At 69.8% G+C, this 18,218-nt stretch carries 17 protein-coding genes; 11 read left to right on the top strand and 6 right to left on the bottom strand.

Annotation, left to right across the window (positions count from 1 at the left end; all coding sequences use genetic code 11):
• Positions 1-180: 180 nt before the first annotated feature.
• From lysA to MKK50_RS19190, 3 genes are all read left to right on the top strand, one after another.
• Positions 181-1,449, top strand: a complete 1,269-nt coding sequence (gene lysA, locus MKK50_RS19200; protein WP_499024658.1) for a diaminopimelate decarboxylase — start codon at positions 181-183, stop codon at positions 1,447-1,449.
• 70 nt (positions 1,450-1,519) lie between these two features.
• Positions 1,520-2,071: an RBBP9/YdeN family alpha/beta hydrolase gene (locus MKK50_RS19195; protein WP_499024655.1), complete on the top strand. Its 552-nt coding sequence runs from the start codon at positions 1,520-1,522 to the stop codon at positions 2,069-2,071.
• A gap of 211 nt (positions 2,072-2,282) precedes the next feature.
• A complete protein-coding gene (locus MKK50_RS19190; RefSeq protein WP_253373323.1) occupies positions 2,283-2,669 on the top strand; it encodes an exopolysaccharide production protein YjbE in 387 nt (128 codons plus the stop codon).
• 105 nt (positions 2,670-2,774) lie between these two features.
• Here MKK50_RS19190 and MKK50_RS19185 read toward each other — a convergent pair whose 3' ends face one another.
• The 4 genes from MKK50_RS19185 to MKK50_RS19170 form a co-directional block, all read right to left on the bottom strand.
• Entirely contained in the window at positions 2,775-3,797 is a 1,023-nt protein-coding gene (locus MKK50_RS19185) for a YcjF family protein (protein WP_499024652.1), read from the bottom strand.
• Positions 3,794-5,242, bottom strand: coding sequence for a YcjX family GTP-binding protein (locus MKK50_RS19180; protein ID WP_253373321.1), 1,449 nt, complete (start codon positions 5,240-5,242; stop codon positions 3,794-3,796). The genes MKK50_RS19185 and MKK50_RS19180 overlap by 4 nt, the downstream gene beginning before the upstream one ends.
• A gap of 100 nt (positions 5,243-5,342) precedes the next feature.
• Positions 5,343-8,705, bottom strand: coding sequence for a PAS domain-containing protein (locus tag MKK50_RS19175; RefSeq protein ID WP_499024648.1), 3,363 nt, complete (start codon positions 8,703-8,705; stop codon positions 5,343-5,345).
• The gene (locus MKK50_RS19170) at positions 8,702-10,138 is read right to left on the bottom strand and encodes an O-antigen ligase family protein (RefSeq protein ID WP_499024647.1); all 1,437 of its coding nucleotides are present in this window, start codon (positions 10,136-10,138) and stop codon (positions 8,702-8,704) included. Before MKK50_RS19170 ends, MKK50_RS19175 begins: the two co-directional genes overlap by 4 nt.
• 590 nt (positions 10,139-10,728) lie before the next feature.
• Here MKK50_RS19170 and MKK50_RS19165 point away from each other — a divergent pair.
• Positions 10,729-10,980 (top strand): hypothetical protein, encoded by a 252-nt coding sequence (locus MKK50_RS19165; protein ID WP_499024646.1) that lies wholly within the window; start codon positions 10,729-10,731, stop codon positions 10,978-10,980.
• 468 nt (positions 10,981-11,448) lie between these two features.
• Here the strand turns inward: MKK50_RS19165 and MKK50_RS19160 are convergent, their stop codons facing one another.
• Both MKK50_RS19160 and MKK50_RS19155 read right to left on the bottom strand, forming a co-directional pair.
• A complete protein-coding gene (locus tag MKK50_RS19160) occupies positions 11,449-12,435 on the bottom strand; it encodes a CobW family GTP-binding protein (RefSeq protein WP_253373316.1) in 987 nt (328 codons plus the stop codon).
• A gap of 97 nt (positions 12,436-12,532) precedes the next feature.
• The gene (locus MKK50_RS19155; RefSeq protein ID WP_253373315.1) at positions 12,533-13,117 is read right to left on the bottom strand and encodes a TetR/AcrR family transcriptional regulator; all 585 of its coding nucleotides are present in this window, start codon (positions 13,115-13,117) and stop codon (positions 12,533-12,535) included.
• A gap of 186 nt (positions 13,118-13,303) precedes the next feature.
• Between MKK50_RS19155 and MKK50_RS19150 the strand changes: the two genes are divergently transcribed.
• The 7 genes from MKK50_RS19150 to MKK50_RS19120 all read left to right on the top strand — a co-directional run bounded on the left by MKK50_RS19150 (position 13,304) and on the right by MKK50_RS19120 (position 18,198).
• On the top strand, positions 13,304-14,236 hold the full coding sequence (locus MKK50_RS19150) for a quinoprotein relay system zinc metallohydrolase 2 (protein ID WP_499024643.1): 933 nt from the start codon (positions 13,304-13,306) through the stop codon (positions 14,234-14,236).
• A gap of 41 nt (positions 14,237-14,277) precedes the next feature.
• On the top strand, positions 14,278-15,093 hold the full coding sequence (locus MKK50_RS19145; RefSeq protein WP_499024641.1) for a quinoprotein dehydrogenase-associated SoxYZ-like carrier: 816 nt from the start codon (positions 14,278-14,280) through the stop codon (positions 15,091-15,093).
• Positions 15,094-15,110: 17 nt separating this feature from the next.
• Positions 15,111-15,698 (top strand): rhodanese-like domain-containing protein, encoded by a 588-nt coding sequence (locus MKK50_RS19140; protein ID WP_499025122.1) that lies wholly within the window; start codon positions 15,111-15,113, stop codon positions 15,696-15,698.
• Between the two features lie 31 nt (positions 15,699-15,729).
• On the top strand, positions 15,730-16,125 hold the full coding sequence (locus MKK50_RS19135) for a thioredoxin family protein (RefSeq protein WP_499024639.1): 396 nt from the start codon (positions 15,730-15,732) through the stop codon (positions 16,123-16,125).
• 427 nt (positions 16,126-16,552) lie between these two features.
• Positions 16,553-17,377, top strand: a complete 825-nt coding sequence (gene panB / locus MKK50_RS19130) for a 3-methyl-2-oxobutanoate hydroxymethyltransferase (protein WP_253373311.1) — start codon at positions 16,553-16,555, stop codon at positions 17,375-17,377.
• A 214-nt stretch (positions 17,378-17,591) separates the two neighbouring features.
• The gene (gene rpmG, locus MKK50_RS19125; protein WP_003602581.1) at positions 17,592-17,759 is read left to right on the top strand and encodes a 50S ribosomal protein L33; all 168 of its coding nucleotides are present in this window, start codon (positions 17,592-17,594) and stop codon (positions 17,757-17,759) included.
• 256 nt (positions 17,760-18,015) lie between these two features.
• A complete protein-coding gene (locus tag MKK50_RS19120; RefSeq protein WP_499024635.1) occupies positions 18,016-18,198 on the top strand; it encodes a hypothetical protein in 183 nt (60 codons plus the stop codon).
• Positions 18,199-18,218: the final 20 nt, after the last annotated feature.

The raw sequence follows: 18,218 nt of genomic DNA, 5'->3' as shown, positions 1-18,218 counted from the left end.
GCCGCCGGAGCGTGACCGGATCGCGGCGGGCTCGCGGAACGTCCGATCGTCGAGCCTCCCCCTCCAGCCATGCCGGTACACCGGGCGTTTTGTGACAGACACGTAGACAGCGCACCGCGCATGGGGGCATTCGGATGCGCCGCTCCCCATCCGGCGGGCGCGGCGGCGGATTCTCCTGACATGCACCACTTCCACTACCGGGACGGGCGCCTCCATGCCGAGGACGTCGATCTGGCGGCCCTGGCCGAGGAGGTCGGCACGCCGTTCTACTGCTACAGCACCGCGACTCTGGAGCGTCACTACCGCGTCTTCGCCGAGGCCTTCTCGGGTGACGACGCCCTGGTGTGCTTTGCCATGAAGGCGAACTCGAACCAGGCGGTGCTCGCCACCCTCGCGCGTCAGGGCGCGGGCATGGACATCGTCTCCGAGGGTGAATTGCGCCGGGCGCTCGCTGCGGGCGTGCCGGGGGAGCGCATCGTCTTCTCCGGCGTCGGCAAGACCCGCGAGGAGATGGCCGCCGCGCTCGACGCGAACATCCTCTGCTTCAACGTCGAGAGCGAGCCGGAACTCGCCGCCCTGTCCGAGGTCGCCGCCGCGCGCGGGCGCAAGGCGCCGGTCTCGATCCGGGTGAACCCGGATGTCGATGCGCTGACCCATGCCAAGATCTCGACCGGCAAGTCCGACAACAAGTTCGGCATCCCGATCTCCCGCGCCCGCGCGGTCTATGCCGGGGCCGCTCGGCTGCCGGGCCTCGAGATCGTCGGCGTCGATGCGCATATCGGCAGCCAGATCACCGACCTGACCCCGTTCGACAACGCCGCGCGCCTGCTCTGCGAACTGGCCCGCGACCTGCTCGCCGACGGGCACCGGCTGCACCACGTCGATTTCGGCGGCGGGCTCGGCATTCCCTATCGCGACGACAACGCGCCCCCGCCCGATCCGGCAGCGCTCGCCGCGATCCTGCGCCCGCATTTCCGGCCGCTCGGCCTGCGTCCGGTCTTCGAGATCGGGCGGATGATCGCGGGCAATGCCGGCATCCTCGTCACCCGCGTGATCTACGTGAAGCCGACGGAGGAGAAGACCTTCGTCATCGTCGACGGGGCGATGAACGACCTGATCCGCCCGACGCTCTACGAGGCCTTCCACGCCCTTCGCCCGGTGCGCGAGCCCGCCCCGGACACCCCCCGACTGACGGCGGACGTGGTCGGTCCGGTCTGCGAGAGCGGCGACTATCTGGCACTGGGGCGCGAGATGCCGACCGTGGCGCCGGGCGACCTCATCGCCGTCATGAGCGCGGGCGCCTACGGCGCGGTCCAGGCCGGCACCTACAACAGCCGCCGCCTCGTGCCGGAGGTGCTGGTGAGCGGCGACCGCTCGGCTGTGGTGCGCCCGCGCCCGAGCTACGACGACCTGATCCGCCTCGACCGCCTGCCCGATTGGCTCGCGTGACGCTCTCGGCGGAGCCCGCGCGGCCCGCTGCCCGTTGCGTGAGGACGCCGCCCGTCCGAGAAGACCGCCCATGAAGACTGCCGATTGCGATATCCTGATCCTGCCGGGTTATGCCGGCTCCGAGGAGGAGCACTGGCAGGCGCGCTGGGCGGCGCGGCTCAAGACCGCGCGGATCGTCGCGCAGGACGACTGGCACCGGCCCGATCCGGAGGCGTGGCGTGCCCGCGTCGCGGAGGCGGTGGCGGCGGCGACCCAGCCGGTGATCCTCATCGCCCACAGCCTCGGCGTCGTTGCGGCGGTGGAGGCCGCGCCGCGCTTCCCCGAAGGCGTCGTGCGCGGGGCCCTGCTGGTGGCCTTCCCAGATATCGAGGCGGGCGCCGACCTGCCCGAGAGCGTGCGCGCCTTCGGGCCGGTGCCGCGCGATCCGCTGCCCTTCCCGTCGCTGCTGGTGGCTAGCCGCACGGACCCGCACTGCACCTACGGGCGGGCGGAGGACTACGCCTATGCCTGGGGCTCGGCCCTGGTCGATGCGGGCGAGGCCGGCCACATCAACGTCGCGAGCGGGCACGGGCCCTGGCCGGAGGGGTTGATGCGGCTGGCGGGTTTCCTCGCCCCGCTCTGAGCCGGACTGAGCCGCCGGAGCGGCTGAGGTGCCAGCCGAATAGAAGATGATCCATCAGGGGTTTGTTGGAATTTCCATCAAATGCATGGGAATGCAGTTCTAAAAAGTTCCTACGGTGTTGGGGCGAATCGGGAACTTAAATTTCCTTAATTGCTTTCTCCGGGCAGACCGGCCGGCAATGCCGGTTGGATAATTCCGGAGGGACGCAATCGTGACGCTCACGAAGACCATCGCTACCGCCACCGCTTTCGCCTTCATCGCCGGTTCCGCGCTCGCCGCGCCGTGCAACACCGGCAGCACCAACGCCAAGGCCCCCGGCGATTCCGCTGCAGCGAACAGCAGCACCGGCAGTGGCGCCGATTCGGGTTCGAAGAATCTCGCGGGCGGCCAGCAGCCGGCCTCGCCCGGCACGGTCGGTGCGATGAACAACGTCGGCGCGGGACAGGGCGTCGGCAACAAGCCGGGCTCGGAGCAGACCGCCTCGGCCAAGAACACCGCCGGCGGCGAGCAGCCGGCTGCGCCGGGCACGGTCGGCGCGATGAACGCCGCCGGTCATGACCAGAAGCTCGGCGAGAAGAAGGGCGGCGACGACTGCTGATCGTCGCGCTCACTCAGCCGTAGAAGAGAAGAAGCTCCCGGGCCTGACGGCTCGGGAGCTTCTTGTTTTCGGGGCGCTGCCCCAATCCCCGCCAAAGGGATCTTGTTATTCCTTGGGCTCGCTGTTGCGGAAGAGCTGGCCCGCGACGTCATTCACGGTGGGCGGGCTCACGCGGACGAAGGGGAGCGGCCGGCAGACGGCCAGCGCCGCAATCCCGAAGCGGGCCGTCATCAAACCGTTGAGCACGCCCTCGCCGAGCTTGGCCGAGACCCGGGCGGCGAGGCCGAGACCGAGCACCTGATGCAGCATGCCCTCGCCCACCGCCATGCCGCCGGTGACGGTAAGGTGAGCGAAAGCGGCGCGGGCGAGCCTGAGGAAGCCGAGCAAGCCGGGCCGCCCGCCGTAGATCGCCGCGATCCGGCGCAGCAGCCGGGCGGCGGAGAACACCACGAAGGCGACATCGACGATGGCCCGCGGGCTCAGCGCCGTCACCGCCGAGACCTGGCTCGCGGCCTGGGCGATCGCCGCCTTGGCCTGCCGGTCGAGGGGGATAAGCAACTCGCCCTCGGCCAGGGCCAGACGGTCGTCCACGTCGAGGATCGCATCGCCCACCGCGTCGAGCCGGCGGATGGCGCCTGCCAGCGCCGGCCGGTCGGCGTAGAAGCCGCGCAGCTCCTGCACCACGCCCTGCGCGGCGGTGTGGTCACGGGTCGAGAGGGCGGCCAGCGCACGCTCGCGCAACGCCTCGATCTTGCGCTCGCGCCAGACGCCGAGCGCCTCGCGGGCGACGATGGCCGTCAGCGCGATCACGGCGACGGCGAGGAGCGCCAGCGCGACCCAGCCGAGCCAGGGCGCGGTGGCGAACAGATCGGCGATCAGCCGTTCCAGCGAGAGGCCGACGGCGATGGTGACGAGGCCGCCGAGCGCGCTGAACAGGATCGACAGCCAGGGCGCGCGGCGCTTGGGCGCCACCGGCACGGCGACGCCGTCGGCGGCGTCCACGATCTCGTAGGGCTCGTCGACGAGGCGCACCTCCGGCCGCGGCGTCGCCTCGGCGGTGGCGGCCTCCGGCGGAGGCTGGTCGGCGGCGGGAATGCGGAAGGCGCGCGGGCGCTGCGGGTTGGTCACGTCAGCTTGTCCCCGATCAGGAACTGCATGGCCCGGTCGAGCCGGATTTGCGGCAGATGCCCGGCACGGCCGAGCGCGTCGGGCTTCACCGGCGGCGGGCGAAAGCGTGGGAAGCGGAACGAGCCTGCCGGAACCGCGCCGTCGAGCACCGCCTGCGGGTCGGCGGGCAGTTCGCCGGGAAACACCGCGGCCTCCGAGAGCCCGTCGAAGATCTCGTCGCCGACATGCTCGCCCGCCTCCGGCGTGCCGGAGACCGCGCGCAAGACCTCGCCGCCATCGTGGACCGTGGTCTCGCGGGTGGCGCGGACGGAGGCGAGCGCCACGGTGCCGACCCGCGCGCCCGCGGCCTCGGTGCGGCGCATCGCCCGCGAAACGAGGAGGCGCAGGAGTGCGTCGAGCCGGTCGTGGCTCGACTGGTGGAGGTGGTCGGCCTTGGTCGCGGCGAACATGATCCGCTCGGCCCGCGGCGCGAAGAAGCGCGAGAGCAGGCTGTTGCGCCCGATCCGGAAGGCGAGCAGCACCGCGTCCAGCGCCTCCTCCAGTTCGGCCAGCGCCGCGGGCCCGGAATCGACCGCCGAGAGCACATCGACCAGCACGATCTGCCGATCGACGCGCTGGAAATGTTCGCGGAAGAACGGCTCCACCACCTTGCTCTTGTAGGCCTCGAAGCGCCGCTCCATCAGCGCGCCGAGGCTGCCGGGCACCTGGGCTTCCTCCAGGCGGTCGAGGGGGGCGAAGGTCAGCATCGGCGAGCCGGCGAGATCGCCCGGCATCAGGAAGCGCCCCGGCGGCGTGGTGGCGACCGATTCCGCGCCCGCGCGCAGCGCCCCAAGATAGGCCTTGAAGGCATTGGCGGCGCGCTCGGCCAGCACCTCGTCGAGGGGGGCCGCAGGGTCGAGTTCCTGCATCAGCGCGAGCCAGGGCGCGGCGATCGCGGCCCGCCCCGCCCGGCGGGTGCCGGCGATGGTCGCGCGCGACCACGCCACGTAGCTCTGATCGACGAGCGCGAGGTCGAGCAGCCATTCGCCGGGATAGTCCACCACGTCGAGCATCAGCGTGCCCGGACCCGAGCGCCAGCCGCCCGCGCGCTCGTACTCGATCTCCAGGCGGAGCTGGCTGATCCGGTCGGTGGAGCCCGGCCAGCGCCGGGCCTCGGTGAGCGCGGAAAAGTTCTCCTCGAAGGGGAAGCGCGGCACGTCGTCGTCGGGCTGCGGCACGAGCCGCGCCCGGCGCAGGCGTCCTCCTTGCGCCGGCTCGAAGGCCGGCAGCGCGTGGCCCTCCACGAGATGGTGGATCAGCGCGGTGGTGAACACCGTCTTGCCGGAGCGGGCGAGACCGGTGACACCGAGCCTCAGCGTCGGCTGGATCAGGAGATCGCTGGAGGCTTCGGCGAAGGCCTTGATCGCGGAGCCCGCTTGCGCGGCGTAGTCGAAGAGGGGCGGCAAGGCAGGCTCTGGCGGCAGGCTTCGTTGGGGAAGCGGGACCGGCTGTCAGGTGGCGCGGGGCGGCCGCGATCTCAAGACGCGGAAAGGCCTCGGAGGCATCTCACGCCGCCCTGAGGGCCCTGATCGTTCCGAGCGTTCCCGTCCGCAGCGTCGCGAGGCGGTGGATCAGGGGGCCGAGCGCGCCGCCGTCCCGGCAGGCGTCCTCGATCTCCCGGCACAGACCGGACAGGGCGATGAAGCCGAGGGCGCCCGCCGCGGCGACCATGGCGTGGGCGTCGTAGGCGAGCTGCTCCCGGTCGAACTCGGTCCGGCCCGGTTCGGCCCCCTCCGGGAGGAAGCGCAGCTCGAGGTCGAGTTCGAGCAGGGACAGGAGCGACAGCACGCGCTCGCGGCCCATCGTGGCCTGCACGGCGGCAAAGGCGGCGCGGTCGAGCAACGGCTCGCCGTGCCCGCGATCCGCGAAATCCGGCGGCACGCTTTCGGGGCGACGCCGGAGAAGGTCTCTGGGCGGACGAGCCGGGGATGTCGTCTCCCGCGCCCGCTCGGCGCCGACGGCCCGCCAGTGCTCGATCACCGCGCAGAGCTGGGCGCGCTTGAACGGCTTGCCGACATGGTCGTCCATGCCCGCCGCGATGAATTCCTGCACCTGCCCGTCGAGGACGTTGGCCGTCATCGCCACGATCGGCAGGCGGGCGGCGGGGCCCGTCATGGCGCGGATGCGGCGGGTCGCGGTGAGGCCGTCCATGCCCGGCATCTGCACGTCCATCAGCACGACGGAGTAAGGGTCGGTGCCGGCCTCCTCCGGGCCATAGGTGGCCTCGACGGCCGCGATCGCTGCGTTCCCGTCACCCGCCACATCGACGCGGTAGCCCTGCACCTCCAGCACGGCGCGGGCCAGCGTCTGGTTGATCGGCACGTCCTCCACGAGCAGGAGCCGGGCCGGTCGCGCCGCTTCCGGGCGAAGCGGTCCGGCCGCCGGCTGCGCGGCGGGCGGCGTGGTGGCGCGCGGCAGGGCCAGGGTGAACCAGAAGGTCGAGCCGGCGCCCTCTCGGCTCTCGACGCCGATTTCGCCCCCCATCATGGTGACGAGGCGATGGCAGATCGCGAGCCCCAGGCCCGACCCGCCGAAGCGCCGGCTGATCGAGCCGTCGACCTGGCTGAAGGGCTTGAACAGCCGGTGCCGCTGCGAGGGCGCGATGCCGATGCCGGTGTCGCTGATCTCGAAGCGCAGCGCTTCCGCGGGATCGCCGTCGGTGCCCGGGACGGAGCCCTCGTAGCGGGCCGTGAGGACGACCGAGCCGGCCGGCGTGAACTTGACCGCGTTGTTGAGCAGGTTGAACAGCACCTGCCGCAGGCGGTTCGCGTCGCCGACCACGCTCGCGGGCAGGTCCGGATCGATCCGCGCCTCGACGGTCAGCGCGCTCTTGAGGGCGGTGCCGCGCACGATCGCGACCGTGTCCTCGATCAGCTTGCCCAGCGCGAAGGGAAGCGGGTCGAGTTCGAGTTGGCCGGCCTCGATCTTGGAGACGTCGAGAACGTCGTTCACGACGGTGAGCAGGGACTCGCCCGAGACGCGGATCAGTTCCAGGCGGCGCTGATCCTCCGGATCGTGGTCGGTTCGGTCGAGGAGCAGGTCGGCATAGCCGAGGATCCCGTTCAGCGGCGTGCGGATCTCGTGGCTCATGGCCGCGAGGAACTCGCTCTTGGCCGCACTCGCCCGCTCGGCCTCCACCGTGGCGGCGCGGGCCTCGGCGGTGGCGGCGCGCAGGGCCGCCTCGGCGGCCTTGCGCTCGGTGATGTCGAGATGCAGCCCGAGCATCCGGTAGGGGCGGCCGTCGCCTTCGTAGAGGGTGCGGCCGGAGGTGTAGAGCCAGCGCTCGCCCACCCGGTATTCCGCGGTGAAGCGGGACCGGGAATCGACGGCGTGATGGATCCGGTTCCACGCCTCGACGACGTCGTCGGGGTGGATGGTCGCGGTCCATTCCGTCGGCGACAGGGCGCGCGGTTCACCGGTCTCGGGCAGGCCGTAGAGGCGCACGCTTTCCGGCGACAGCACCGTGATGCCGGTGCGCAGGTTCCAGTCGAAGGTGCCGGCCTCCGCACCCTCCAGGGCGATGCCGAGCAGGCGGCTCGTATCCTCCACGGACAGCCGCGCGGAGACGATCTCGTCGATGTCGAGCGCGGTGCCGATCCACTCGGTGATCCCGGCCGGGTCGCCCGCGCTGCGGATCGGGGTGATCGACAGCTTGTGCCAGCGGTAGGAACCGTCCCGCGCCCTCAGGCGCCACTGGCCGTCATAGCCCCGGCCGCTGGCCTGAGCCGCCTGCCATGCCGCCTCCATGGCGGGCGCGTCGTCGGGATGGTTGCGGGCGAGCCGCTGCACCCGCGAGGCGCCGATCGGGCCGTAGTAATCCTCGAAGCGCGCATTGACGTAGGTCGCCTCGCCGCTGTCCGGATCGATGGTCCAGACGAGCAGCGGCAGGGCGTCGGCCAGGCTGCGGTAGCGCATCTCGCTGCGGCGCATCTCGGCCTGGATCCGCAGCCGGTCGGTCACGTCCATGAGGATGCCGAACAGTCCGATCGTACGGCCCGCCTCGTCGGTCTTGCCGGTGCCGCGCACCAACACGTCGCGGACCGTTCCGTCGGGCCGCGCGAACCGCGTCTCGAACTCGAAGTCGCGCCCTCCGGCGATCGCCGCGGCGAGGGCGGCCTCGACGCGCTCCCGGTCCGCGTGATGGCACAGCCGGGCGAGGCCGGGATGCTTGGCCGCCGGATCGAGCCCGGCGATGCGCAGCAGGCTCTCCGAGTAGATCGGCTGGCCGCTGGCGAAATTGATGCGCCAATGGCCGACCTGGGCGATCTGCTCGGCCATGGTGAGAAGCGAGTTGGCGCTCGCCCGCCGCTCGATCTCCACGCCCTGGGCGCGGATGGTGCTCTCGTGGATCTGCCGCAAGGCCTTCTCGCTGGCGAAGGCGAGGTTGTCGCGCCGCAGCCGCATCTGCGCCATCACGATCTCGGCGAGGTCGCGCAGGGCCGCCGCGTCGTCCGGGGTGAAGTCCCGCGGCTGCGGATCGACGAGGCAGAGGGAGCCGAGCCGCACGCCCGGCCGCAGGATCAGCGGGGCGCCGGCATAGAACACGATGTGGGGCGGGCCGGTGACGATCCCGAGCCCGGAAAAGCGTGGGTCGCGGCGGGCATCGGGAACGACGAGCATCGCATCCTGCTCGATCGTCTGGTCGCAGAAGGAGTCCTTTCGCGGCGTCTGCGTCGGCATGGTGCCGGCGCAGGCCTTGAGCCATTGCCGCTCGGCATCGACCAGGGAGATATAGGCCGCCGCGACGCCGAACAGGCGCTGCGCCGTCCGGCACACGGCATCGAACTGCGCCTCCGGATCGCTATCCAGAATGCGCAACGCGTGCAGGGCCGCGAGGCGCTCGGCCTCGCTTGCCGCTCCCGTGGTCACGGCCTCACCGTCGTTCCGGACACCTCGCCCCTGCCTCCGATCCAATTTCGGTGCGCTCCGCCTGTCCCGGGCGGTGCTGCAACGCTCGGATGGTCTCCGATGCGCCGCGGGAGGGGGAGGGTCAAGGGCGCACGGACGGCGCGCAGGCGGGCCGCCTCCAGCGCCCAGACCATCCCCAGCATCATGTAGACGTGGCGCCATTTCTCCACGTCGATCTGCATCGCCTGGAGAAAGAACATCAGCAGCGCGGGGAACACGATCTGCGCGTAGGCCCGGTAGGGCGAGGGGCGCAGCATCAGCCGGACGCCGACGAAGGAGGTCGCCGCCACGAGGGCGATGAAGGCGGCGCCCGCGATCCAGCCGCCGTTGGCGAAGCTGCCGATGTAGGAATTGTGCGGCTCCAAGTTGAAGATCTGGCGCCAGCGCAGGGGGCCGAGGCCGAGCGGCTCCTCCAGCAGCATCCCCATGCCGCGGATCTGGTTGCCGAAGCGGCCGGTCTCGCCCTCGTCGTAGTCCTGCGTGACCGCGGCGCGGGTCTGGAAGGTCTGGGCGACGCTGTCGATCGAGAGCAGCCCCGCCAGCGCGACCGCGCCGAAGCCGACGGTGACGAGGCCGAGGGTCACGATCCGCCGCCGCAGGGCCCGCGAGCGGCTCGTCGCGTAGAGCGCCACGACCATGACGGCGACCGCCACCACCGTCCCGCCCCAGGAGCCGCGCGAGAAGGACAGGAAGATGCCCGCCATCACGACGACGAGGCTGAGCAGCGACAGGATCGGCCAGCGGGTCGCGCCGGAGAGGAGGCGGTGGATCAGGTAGAGCGCGCCGAGCGTGAGGAAGGAGCCGAACACGTTCGGGTCCTGGAAGGTGCCCGAGGCGCGGCCGTATTTGTAGAACAGATCCTCGATGCCGAGCAGTTGCAGGTAGCCGACGATGCCGAGACCCGCCGAGAGCACGCAGCTGGCGGTATAGGCCTTGAGCGCGACCTCGATGCGCGCCTGCGTGTCGTCGGCGTAGAGCATCGCGAAGAAGATGCAGGTGGCCGCGAGGTAGAACAGCTGCACCGTCCACGTCACCGAGAGCGGCTCGTTGAGATAGGGCAGGAGCGCGATCCCCATCGCCGTGAGGTAGGCGAGGAGCAGGAGCACGAGGGGCAGCGCCCCCCTGTGCAGGCGGATGCCGAGCGCCAGCCACAGCACGATCGTCGGAATCGCCACGAGGTCGTAGGGCGAGGCATCCGAGAAGGCGAAGCAGGCAAAGAAGATGAACGCCGCGTGGAGGCCGCTCGCCAAGCCCTGGACCGCGCGGAGGGCGGGGACGCGGCCCCAGGCGCCCGCGGCCCATGGTGACGAGCCCGCGGCCCATGGTGGCGAGCCAGCAGCCCAAGCCGACGCGGCGGCCGTCGCACCGGTCGGCGCGGCTGTCATGGAGGACATCGGCGAACTCGAACTCTCGCGGGGCCCCGCGCACGCCACCCGCCAGAGCCCCGCGACGCGGCACCCGGCGGGATTGCGGACCCCTCAACCGGACGGATCGAACCACCGAAAGGTTGCGTTTTAACCAACAGCACCGGGCTGCGGGGCATCTTCCGCTCTGTCAGGGTGCGGAACATCGCTGCTAGCAAACCTGAGGTGGCCGTTCCGCCTGGGTACGGATTCATTCGCCGCGCCCCGCGCGAGATGCCCGGCCGGGGTGCCTCCACCGCGTCCGGAACAACAAGTTCGAGGCGACGCGCCAGATGATCACGCGATCGTCGCGGGCGCATCGTGACGGACGATGCGCCGACGTTATCCGTCGGAACGATTCTGCGACCCGAATAGGATCGACCCGGCGGCGGACTTTCGGCCGGATGGGACCGGCCTCGACTTTGCCGGGACGGCGCCGAAAGACCGGCCCAGCGCCTTGCCGGCTCACCACGTGCGCCACGGCACGTCAGGGCGGACAAACGCTCCCCATATCCAGTTTAGCGAAGAAAAAAGAAGTTCGGATCGCCGGACTATCCTGAAGCAGATCATCGGAGAGATTGATGAAGACCCGTATTGCCGCCGCCGTCGCCGCTATCGTCCTGGGTGTCGCACCGGTCACGTCCGCCCTGGCCTTCAGCGAAAGCTATGCCCGCCCGATCCCGATGACGTCCGGCTGGACCGACTCCCTCGGCGTCCATGACGGCCCGCGCTACGCCGCCTGCCCGATGAACTCGGCCGCGGAAGGCAACGCCAACCAGCAGAACTTTCCGGTCAAGCAGTACGGCCAGACCGCGGGCGGCAACCGCTGCTGAGTCTTCGGCCCGATCCAGCCGGGTAGGGCCTGATCTCTCAACCCTTGTTTGAACGCGCTTCGTCTCCGCCGAACCGGCAGCGGGATCGGCGACAGGCGCTTCGATTGGATACGAATGGAGGATTTTCGACAGATGCGGATGATGCAGGCGTTTTCTTACGGGATGATCGGTGCTCTCGCGGTTGGCCTCGTGACCACCGCGGTCGGCTCTGCGAGCGTGTTGCTCAACCTCTGACGCCGAACACCACCCTCTGATCGAAAGTCCCCGGTCGGCCGACCGGCGGTGCGATCGACGAAAACGAAGGGGCCGCCCGCGAGGGCGGCCCTTTTTCATGCGCGTTTCCCGATCGGCAGCGCGTTGCCTCATACCAAATCCGTTTGATCCCTTCGGGATAGCGGATTTGGGCTTCGCTCAGGCGCCGCGCGGGCTTGCTGATCCGGTCCCCGCTTGGATCAAGCGGAAACCGTATCAGACCTTACAGGCGAAGAAGCCTTCGCGGATCGCCTCCGGATCGAGGTTGCGGCCGATGAACACGACGCGGGAGACGCGCGGCTCGTCGGCGCCCCAATCGCCCTGGACGTCGCCGTCGAGGATCATGTGCACGCCCTGGAAGACGAAGCGCTTCGGCTCGTCGGGAAAGGCGACGATGCCCTTGCAGCGCAGGATGTCCGGCCCCTGAACCTGGGTCAGGTTCGAGATCCAGGGCATGAACTTCTCCGGATCGACCGGGCCGTCGATCTTGGCCGAGACCGACTGCATCTGCTCGTCGTGGTGATGGTGGTGGCCCTCCTCCAGGAAGTCGGGCTCCACGTCGAGGATGCGCGCGAGGTCGAAGGCGTTGCGGTCGAGCACCTGATCGAGCGGGATCGCGCAGCGCTCGGTGCGGTGGATCTTGGCCCAGGGGTTGATCGCGCGGATCTGGCCCTCGACCCGGTCGAGATCCTGGCCCGAGACGAGATCGGACTTGTTGAGCAGGATCACATCGGCAAACGCGATCTGGTTCTTCGCCTCGGGCGCGTCGGTGAGCCGGTCGGTGAGCCACTTGGCGTCGGCCACCGTCACCACCGCGTCGAGCCGGGCGGCCTCGCCGACATCCTGATCGACGAAGAAGGTCTGGGCCACGGGGGCCGGGTCGGCGAGCCCGGTGGTCTCGACGATGATCGCGTCGAACTTGCCGCGGCGCTTCACCAGCCCGTCCATGATGCGGATCAGATCGCCGCGCACGGTGCAGCAGACGCAGCCGTTGTTCATCTCGAACACTTCCTCGTCGGCGCCGACCACGAGGTCGTTGTCGATGCCGATCTCGCCAAACTCGTTGACGATCACGGCGTAGCGCTTGCCGTGCTGTTCGGTGAGGATGCGGTTGAGCAGCGTCGTCTTGCCAGCGCCGAGATAGCCGGTGAGCACCGTCACCGGGATCTTTTGGGATGCAGCGAGGGGGGAGGCGTCGGACATGGCAAACCTGGGCAGAGGGGGCTGTGAAGGGTATGGCCTGTCATATTGTATCAACGGGCGTCCATGAAAGGCCGCGCCGTTGCAACGCAGCCTCTTGTCAGGCTCCGCCGTTCGAACGGGCCGGCCGCAGCCCCTCGCTGAGCGCCGCCAGCGTCCGCCCGAACCCCTCCGGGCCGGCGAGGAACCGCTCCAGCAGCAAAGAACCCTCCAGCGTCGCCACGATCATCCGGGCATGGGCCTGCGGGTCGAGGCCGGCGCGGACGCTGCCGGAGATCTGGCCCTCCTCGATCACGCCGGCGAGCCAGGCGATGTGCTTCTCGAAGAAGGCGGTGATGGCGCGGCGTAGGGCCTCGGGCAGCGTCTCCAACTCGACGGCGAGCGCCGCGCACAGGCAGCCGAGCCCCTGCTCGACCCCACCGAGATAGAGCCGGCCATAGGCCTCGATCCGGGCGACCCCGTCGCTGGTCGCGCCCGAAATCTCGTCGAGCGCCGCGTCGTAGCGCGCGTCGTAGGCCTCGATCAGCGCCTGGGCGAGCGCTTCCTTGGTGCGGAAATGGTGGTGGATGCTCGCCTTGCGGATGCCGACCGCCTCGGCGAGGTCGGCGTAGCTGAAGCCGGAATAGCCCCGGCCGCGCACCAGGATCTCGGCCTCGCTGAGGAGCGATGCGCGCGTGTCTCTCATCGTCCGTCCGTTCGTATCGGGCCGATCACGTGCCCGCGATGGACCCCTTCGTTTCGCGATGGTGGCACTTGACGGCGCAAAAATCTACCTACTAGATGGTTTGCACTATATCGACAAAATCAGCGGGAGGAAGCGGCAGATGGCGGCACGGACGTGCCAGGGTCACGAGTCCGGCGGAGACGGGTGGTGAGCGCCCCCGTCACACGCCGCGCGGCCTTGTTCGGCGGGTTCTGCCTGTGCTGCCTGCCGCGGGCGGGCTTTGCCGTCGATGCCCTGTCGATGGAGGAGGTCGCACCCGGCACCTTCATCCGGCGCGGGCCCGATGCAGAGGCGACACCGGCGAACGCTGATGGGATCGCCAATGTCGGCTTCATCATCGGGCGCGACGGGGTGCTCGTCACCGAATCCGGCGGCAGCCTCGCCGATGGACGTTGGTTGCGCGAAGAAATCGCCCGGCGCACCGACAAGCCGATCCGCTACGTGATGCTCACCCACGTGCATCCCGACCATGTCTTCGGCGCTGCCGCCTTCCGCGGCGACAACCCCACCTTCGTCGGCCATGCGGGCTTGCGTGGTGCGCTCGATGCCCGGGGCGCGTTCTACCGCCAGCGGCTCGTCGAGATCCTCGGAGAGGCGGCGGCGGGCGAGGTGGTCTACCCGACGATGGAGGTGAAGGATCACGCCGAGATCGATCTCGGAGACCGCACGTTCCGGCTCACCGCCCACGGTGCTGCGCATACGAGTTGCGACCTGTCGATGCTCGACACCGGCAGCGGGCTACTGTTCCCCGCCGACCTGCTGTTCGTCGGCCGTATCCCCTCGCTCGACGGCAGCCTGCTCGGCTGGTTCAAGGAGATCGAGCGGCTGAAGGCGGTGGGCGCCGCCGACGCCGTGCCGGGCCACGGCCCGACGCGGGTCGCGTTCGCGCCGGCGATGGCCGATCTCGCGCGTTATCTCTCGGCACTGCGCGACGAGACTCGCAAGGCGGTGGCCTCCGGCGTGCCGATCGAGGCCGCGGTGCAGACCGTCGCGCTGGGGGAAAAGGACAACTGGGCGCTGTTCGACACCTATAACGGCCGCAACGTCACCCAGGCCTACCAAGAACTCGAATGGGAATGACCGCCGCCCGCTTCGGGGGACTTTTAGGAAGGAAACGCGCCATGAAACGCCTGATGTTCGCCCTCGGCCTGACCTTCTCCGCGGCGGCGCTCGCGCCCGCCCCGGCGCTGGCCGGCGCCACCGATACCGACGAGGAACGCGCCGCCCGCTGGACCGAGATCAAGGCGTCGATCTTCGGTGACCGGAAGGTCGAGGCCAGCGACAGCGCCGTGAAGATCGACGCGCCCGCCCGTGCCCTCGACGCCGCCCTGGTGCCGATCGGCCTGACGCTCGCCAACAAGGACAGCGTGAAGGGCCTCTACTTCATCATCGACGACAACCCGTCGCCCTACGCGGCGCACTTCACCTTCGGCCCGGCCGCCGACCCGGGCGAGATCAAGATGCGGGTGCGGGTGAACAACTACACCAACGTCCACGCCGTGGTGGAGACCAAGGACGGGCGGCTCCTTGAATCGGCCAAGTTCGTCAAGGCCTCCGGCGGCTGCTCGGCGCCGATGGGCATGAGCGACGAGGAGGCGATGAAGGGCATGGGCGAGATGCGCATGAAGTTCGTCGGCGACGTCCAGCCCGGCAAGCCGGCCGAGGCGACGCTGATGGTGCGCCATCCGAACTTCTCCGGGATGCAGATGAACCAGCTCACCCGCGACTACACCCCGGCCCGCTACATCCAGGCGCTCGACGTGACCTACGGCGACACGCTCGTGTTCCACCTCGACGGCGACATCTCCATCGCCTCGAACCCGGTCATCAACTTCGCCTTCAAGCCGGAAGGGCAGGGGTCGTTCAAGGTCACGGCCTCGGACAACCAGGAAGGGCGCTGGGCGCAGACCTTCCCCGTTCCGTCCGCGAGCAACTGACGCCGATGGGGAAGAGCATGCGGGTGATCGCCAGAACCGCGGCGTTGGCTGCCCTTGGCCTGATGCTCGGCGCGGCCGGCCCTGCCGACTCGCCGGTCAATGTGCCGGAGCCGGACGGGCTCTATACCGGGCCGCCGAAGGGCTACACCCCGGCGACCCTCAAGGGCGCGACGGTCATCGATCTGAAGGGGCTTGAGGGCCTGCTGGCGGAAGGGCCGGTCCTCATCGACGTGGTGCTGGCCGACCGCCGGCCCGAGGGCCTGCCCGCCGACCGGCCCTGGCTGCCGACCCACCGCTCGCTCCCCGGCGCGGTCTGGATGCCGGGCGCGGGCGGCGCCCCGCTCGCACCCGAGAAGGAGGAAGCCTTCCTCAAGCGCGTCGCCGAGCTGACGGGCGGGGACAAGGCCAAGCCCGTCGTGACCTTCTGCCGGCCGGAATGCTGGGGCAGCTGGAACGCCGGCAAGCGGCTGGTCGCGGCCGGCTATAGCCGCGTCCACTGGTTCCCCCCCGGCGTCGAGGGCTGGCAGGACGATCACGACACCGCCGTCGCCAAGCCCGATCCGGCCTGGATGCGCGTGGACAGCGCGCGTGCCCCCCAGCGCTGAGCCTTTGAGCGAAGAGGCCGTGAGGACACCGATGAGGAGCCGCCGGAACGTTCTCATCCTCGCGGCGGCCGTCCTGGCCGGCGGCTGGACCTGTGCCGGACAAGCCGCCGAATCTGCTGCCTACGACCAGAAAGCCTTCGAGGCGGCGCAGGCGGCGGGGCGGCCGATCCTCGTGCAGATCTCGGCGCCGTGGTGCCCGATCTGCCGCGCACAGAAGCCGATCCTGGCCGCGCTCTCCGCCGACCCGCGCTTCAAGACGCTCGCGGTCTTCACGATCGACTTCGACACGCAGCGCGAACTCGTGCGCCGGTTCGGAGCGCAGATGCAGAGCACGCTCATCGTCTACAAGGGCGGCACTGAGGTTGCCCGCTCGGTCGGCGAGACTCAACCCGAATGGATCGACCAGCTCCTCGAAAAAGCGCTCTGACACGTTTCTGCCATGATTCGGCCAGGTGTGCTCAAGAGTCTAAATTTCGAGCAATCTCAATCGCCTCGATCTTCAGGCTACGCCATTGACACCGGCTGGGATGTGGCGGAAAAACGGCGGACCCGGAGGCGGTCCGAAGTCTAGGGAGGAAACGCCCGGAAAAGGGCGAGCGGGACGACCGAAGCGCATTTCACGTTGATTGCCGGCCGCCGCTTTCGGCGGTCGTTGCGTGAAGGAGCCGGAACGCCGCAGGAGAAGGCAGGCCCCTCCGGGTGAACCTTCTCGTCGTGACACTTCGCGTCCGATCCACCGGAACCGGCCCACAGGCCCCCTGCGGGGCGGCGCGAACGGGCTTATAGAGGCGTTCCGCACGCCGCGCCCGATCCGATGGGCGCCCCCGGGAACGCCAGACTCCGGATCACGAGCCATGTCGCAGGTCGTTCAAACGCGCCGTCTCCAGGCGGTCGATCTGATCAAGCGCAAGGCCGAGGGGCGCAAGATCATCGCGCTCACCGCCTATCACGCGCACACGGCGGGCATCGTCGATGCCTATTGCGACTTCGTGCTGGTGGGTGATTCCCTCGGCATGGTCATGCACGGCATGGAATCGACCCTGCCCGTGACCCTGGAGATGATGATTCTCCAGGCCCAGGCCGTGATGCGCGGCACCTCCCGCGCCCTCGTCGTGGTCGACATGCCGTTCGGCTCTTACGAGGCGAGCCGCGAGCAGGCTTTCCTCAACGCCGCCCGCGTCCTCAAGGAAACGGGCGCCGGGGCGATCAAGCTGGAGGGCGGCGCGCGCTTTGCCGAGACGGTCGCCTTCCTGACCGAGCGCGGCGTGCCGGTGATGGGGCATATCGGCCTCACCCCCCAATCGGTGAACACCATGGGCGGCTTCAAGGTGCAGGGGCACGGGGCCGGCGACGAGGACCGCCTGCGGGCCGATGCCCGCGCGATCAGCGATGCGGGCGCCTTCGCCATCGTGTTCGAAGGCATCGTCGAGCCGGTGGCGCGGGCCATCGCCACCGACCCGACGATCCGCGCGGCGACCATCGGCATCGGCGCTACCGCGGCCTGCGACGGGCAGATCCTCGTGCTCGAGGACATGCTCGGCCTGAGCGACCGGGTGCCGCGCTTCGTCAAGAGCTACGGCTCGCTGCGCGCTCATATCGAGGAGGCGGTGCGCGCCTATGCCGACGAGGTGCAGGCGGGCCGCTTCCCGGCCGAGGGGCACACCTACCCGCCGCGGTGACAAGGCCATCGCTTCAGAGCGATCACCCTGGGTTTCGGCCGGCCCCAATCGCTGGCGCCCGCCTGCGCGGGCACAGTCCGGCTTGACGAAACGCCCCCCATCGGGCATTGACCGCGCCGGAATTCGGCCGGGGCTTCCCGGCCTTTTGCGTTTCGCCCGCGCTGGCGCCGCCACCAGCGAATCGCCCCTCGACCCGCTTTAGGAGCGCCACGCCATGGCCAAGGCCGTTACCGTCAAGATCCGCCTCGTCTCGACCGCCGACACGGGCTACTTCTACGTCACGAAGAAGAACTCCCGCACGCAGACCGAGAAGATGGTCATGAAGAAGTATGACCCGGTCGCGCGCAAGCACGTCGAGTTCAAGGAAGCCAAGATCAAGTAAGAGAGATCAAGTAAGCCGGTCTCGCCCAAATCCCGGACCCTGACCGCCTTCGGGGCGTGTCGGTGCAGCCGGGGGCGAGACACCAAGCGTCCGCTTCCCTGGGAAGCGATGCGGCAAGGCCGTTCCGGCATCGGAGCGGCTTTTTCGCGTTCCGGCACCCGCTTCCTTGTAGCATCGACCCATCCTCACGGAGTGCTGAAGAATCAGGGCGGCCCGGCGTAACGCTCGCGCAAGCGATCGCGTCTAGGGTCGGCGCATGAACGCCTTGCCCAGCTGCCTCGCTCCGGCCGGTATCGGCCTCACCATCGCCTCGGCCGCCACCGTCCTGGAACGGTCCGGCTACGCGCATTCGGCCGAGATCACCCTGGGGGCCGCCCTGGTGGCGACCGCGCTGGTGGTATTGCTGCGCTCGGCCCCGACCTGGTTCCGGGTGAGCTGACGTGCTCGCCGAGGCGTGGC

This window comes from Methylobacterium sp. J-043 (assembly GCF_022829505.1).
Taxonomy (GTDB): Bacteria; Pseudomonadota; Alphaproteobacteria; order Rhizobiales; family Beijerinckiaceae; genus Methylobacterium; species Methylobacterium extorquens_A.
The sequence above is the reverse complement of the archived record's forward strand: the minus strand, read 5'-3'. Positions and strand labels throughout refer to the sequence as shown.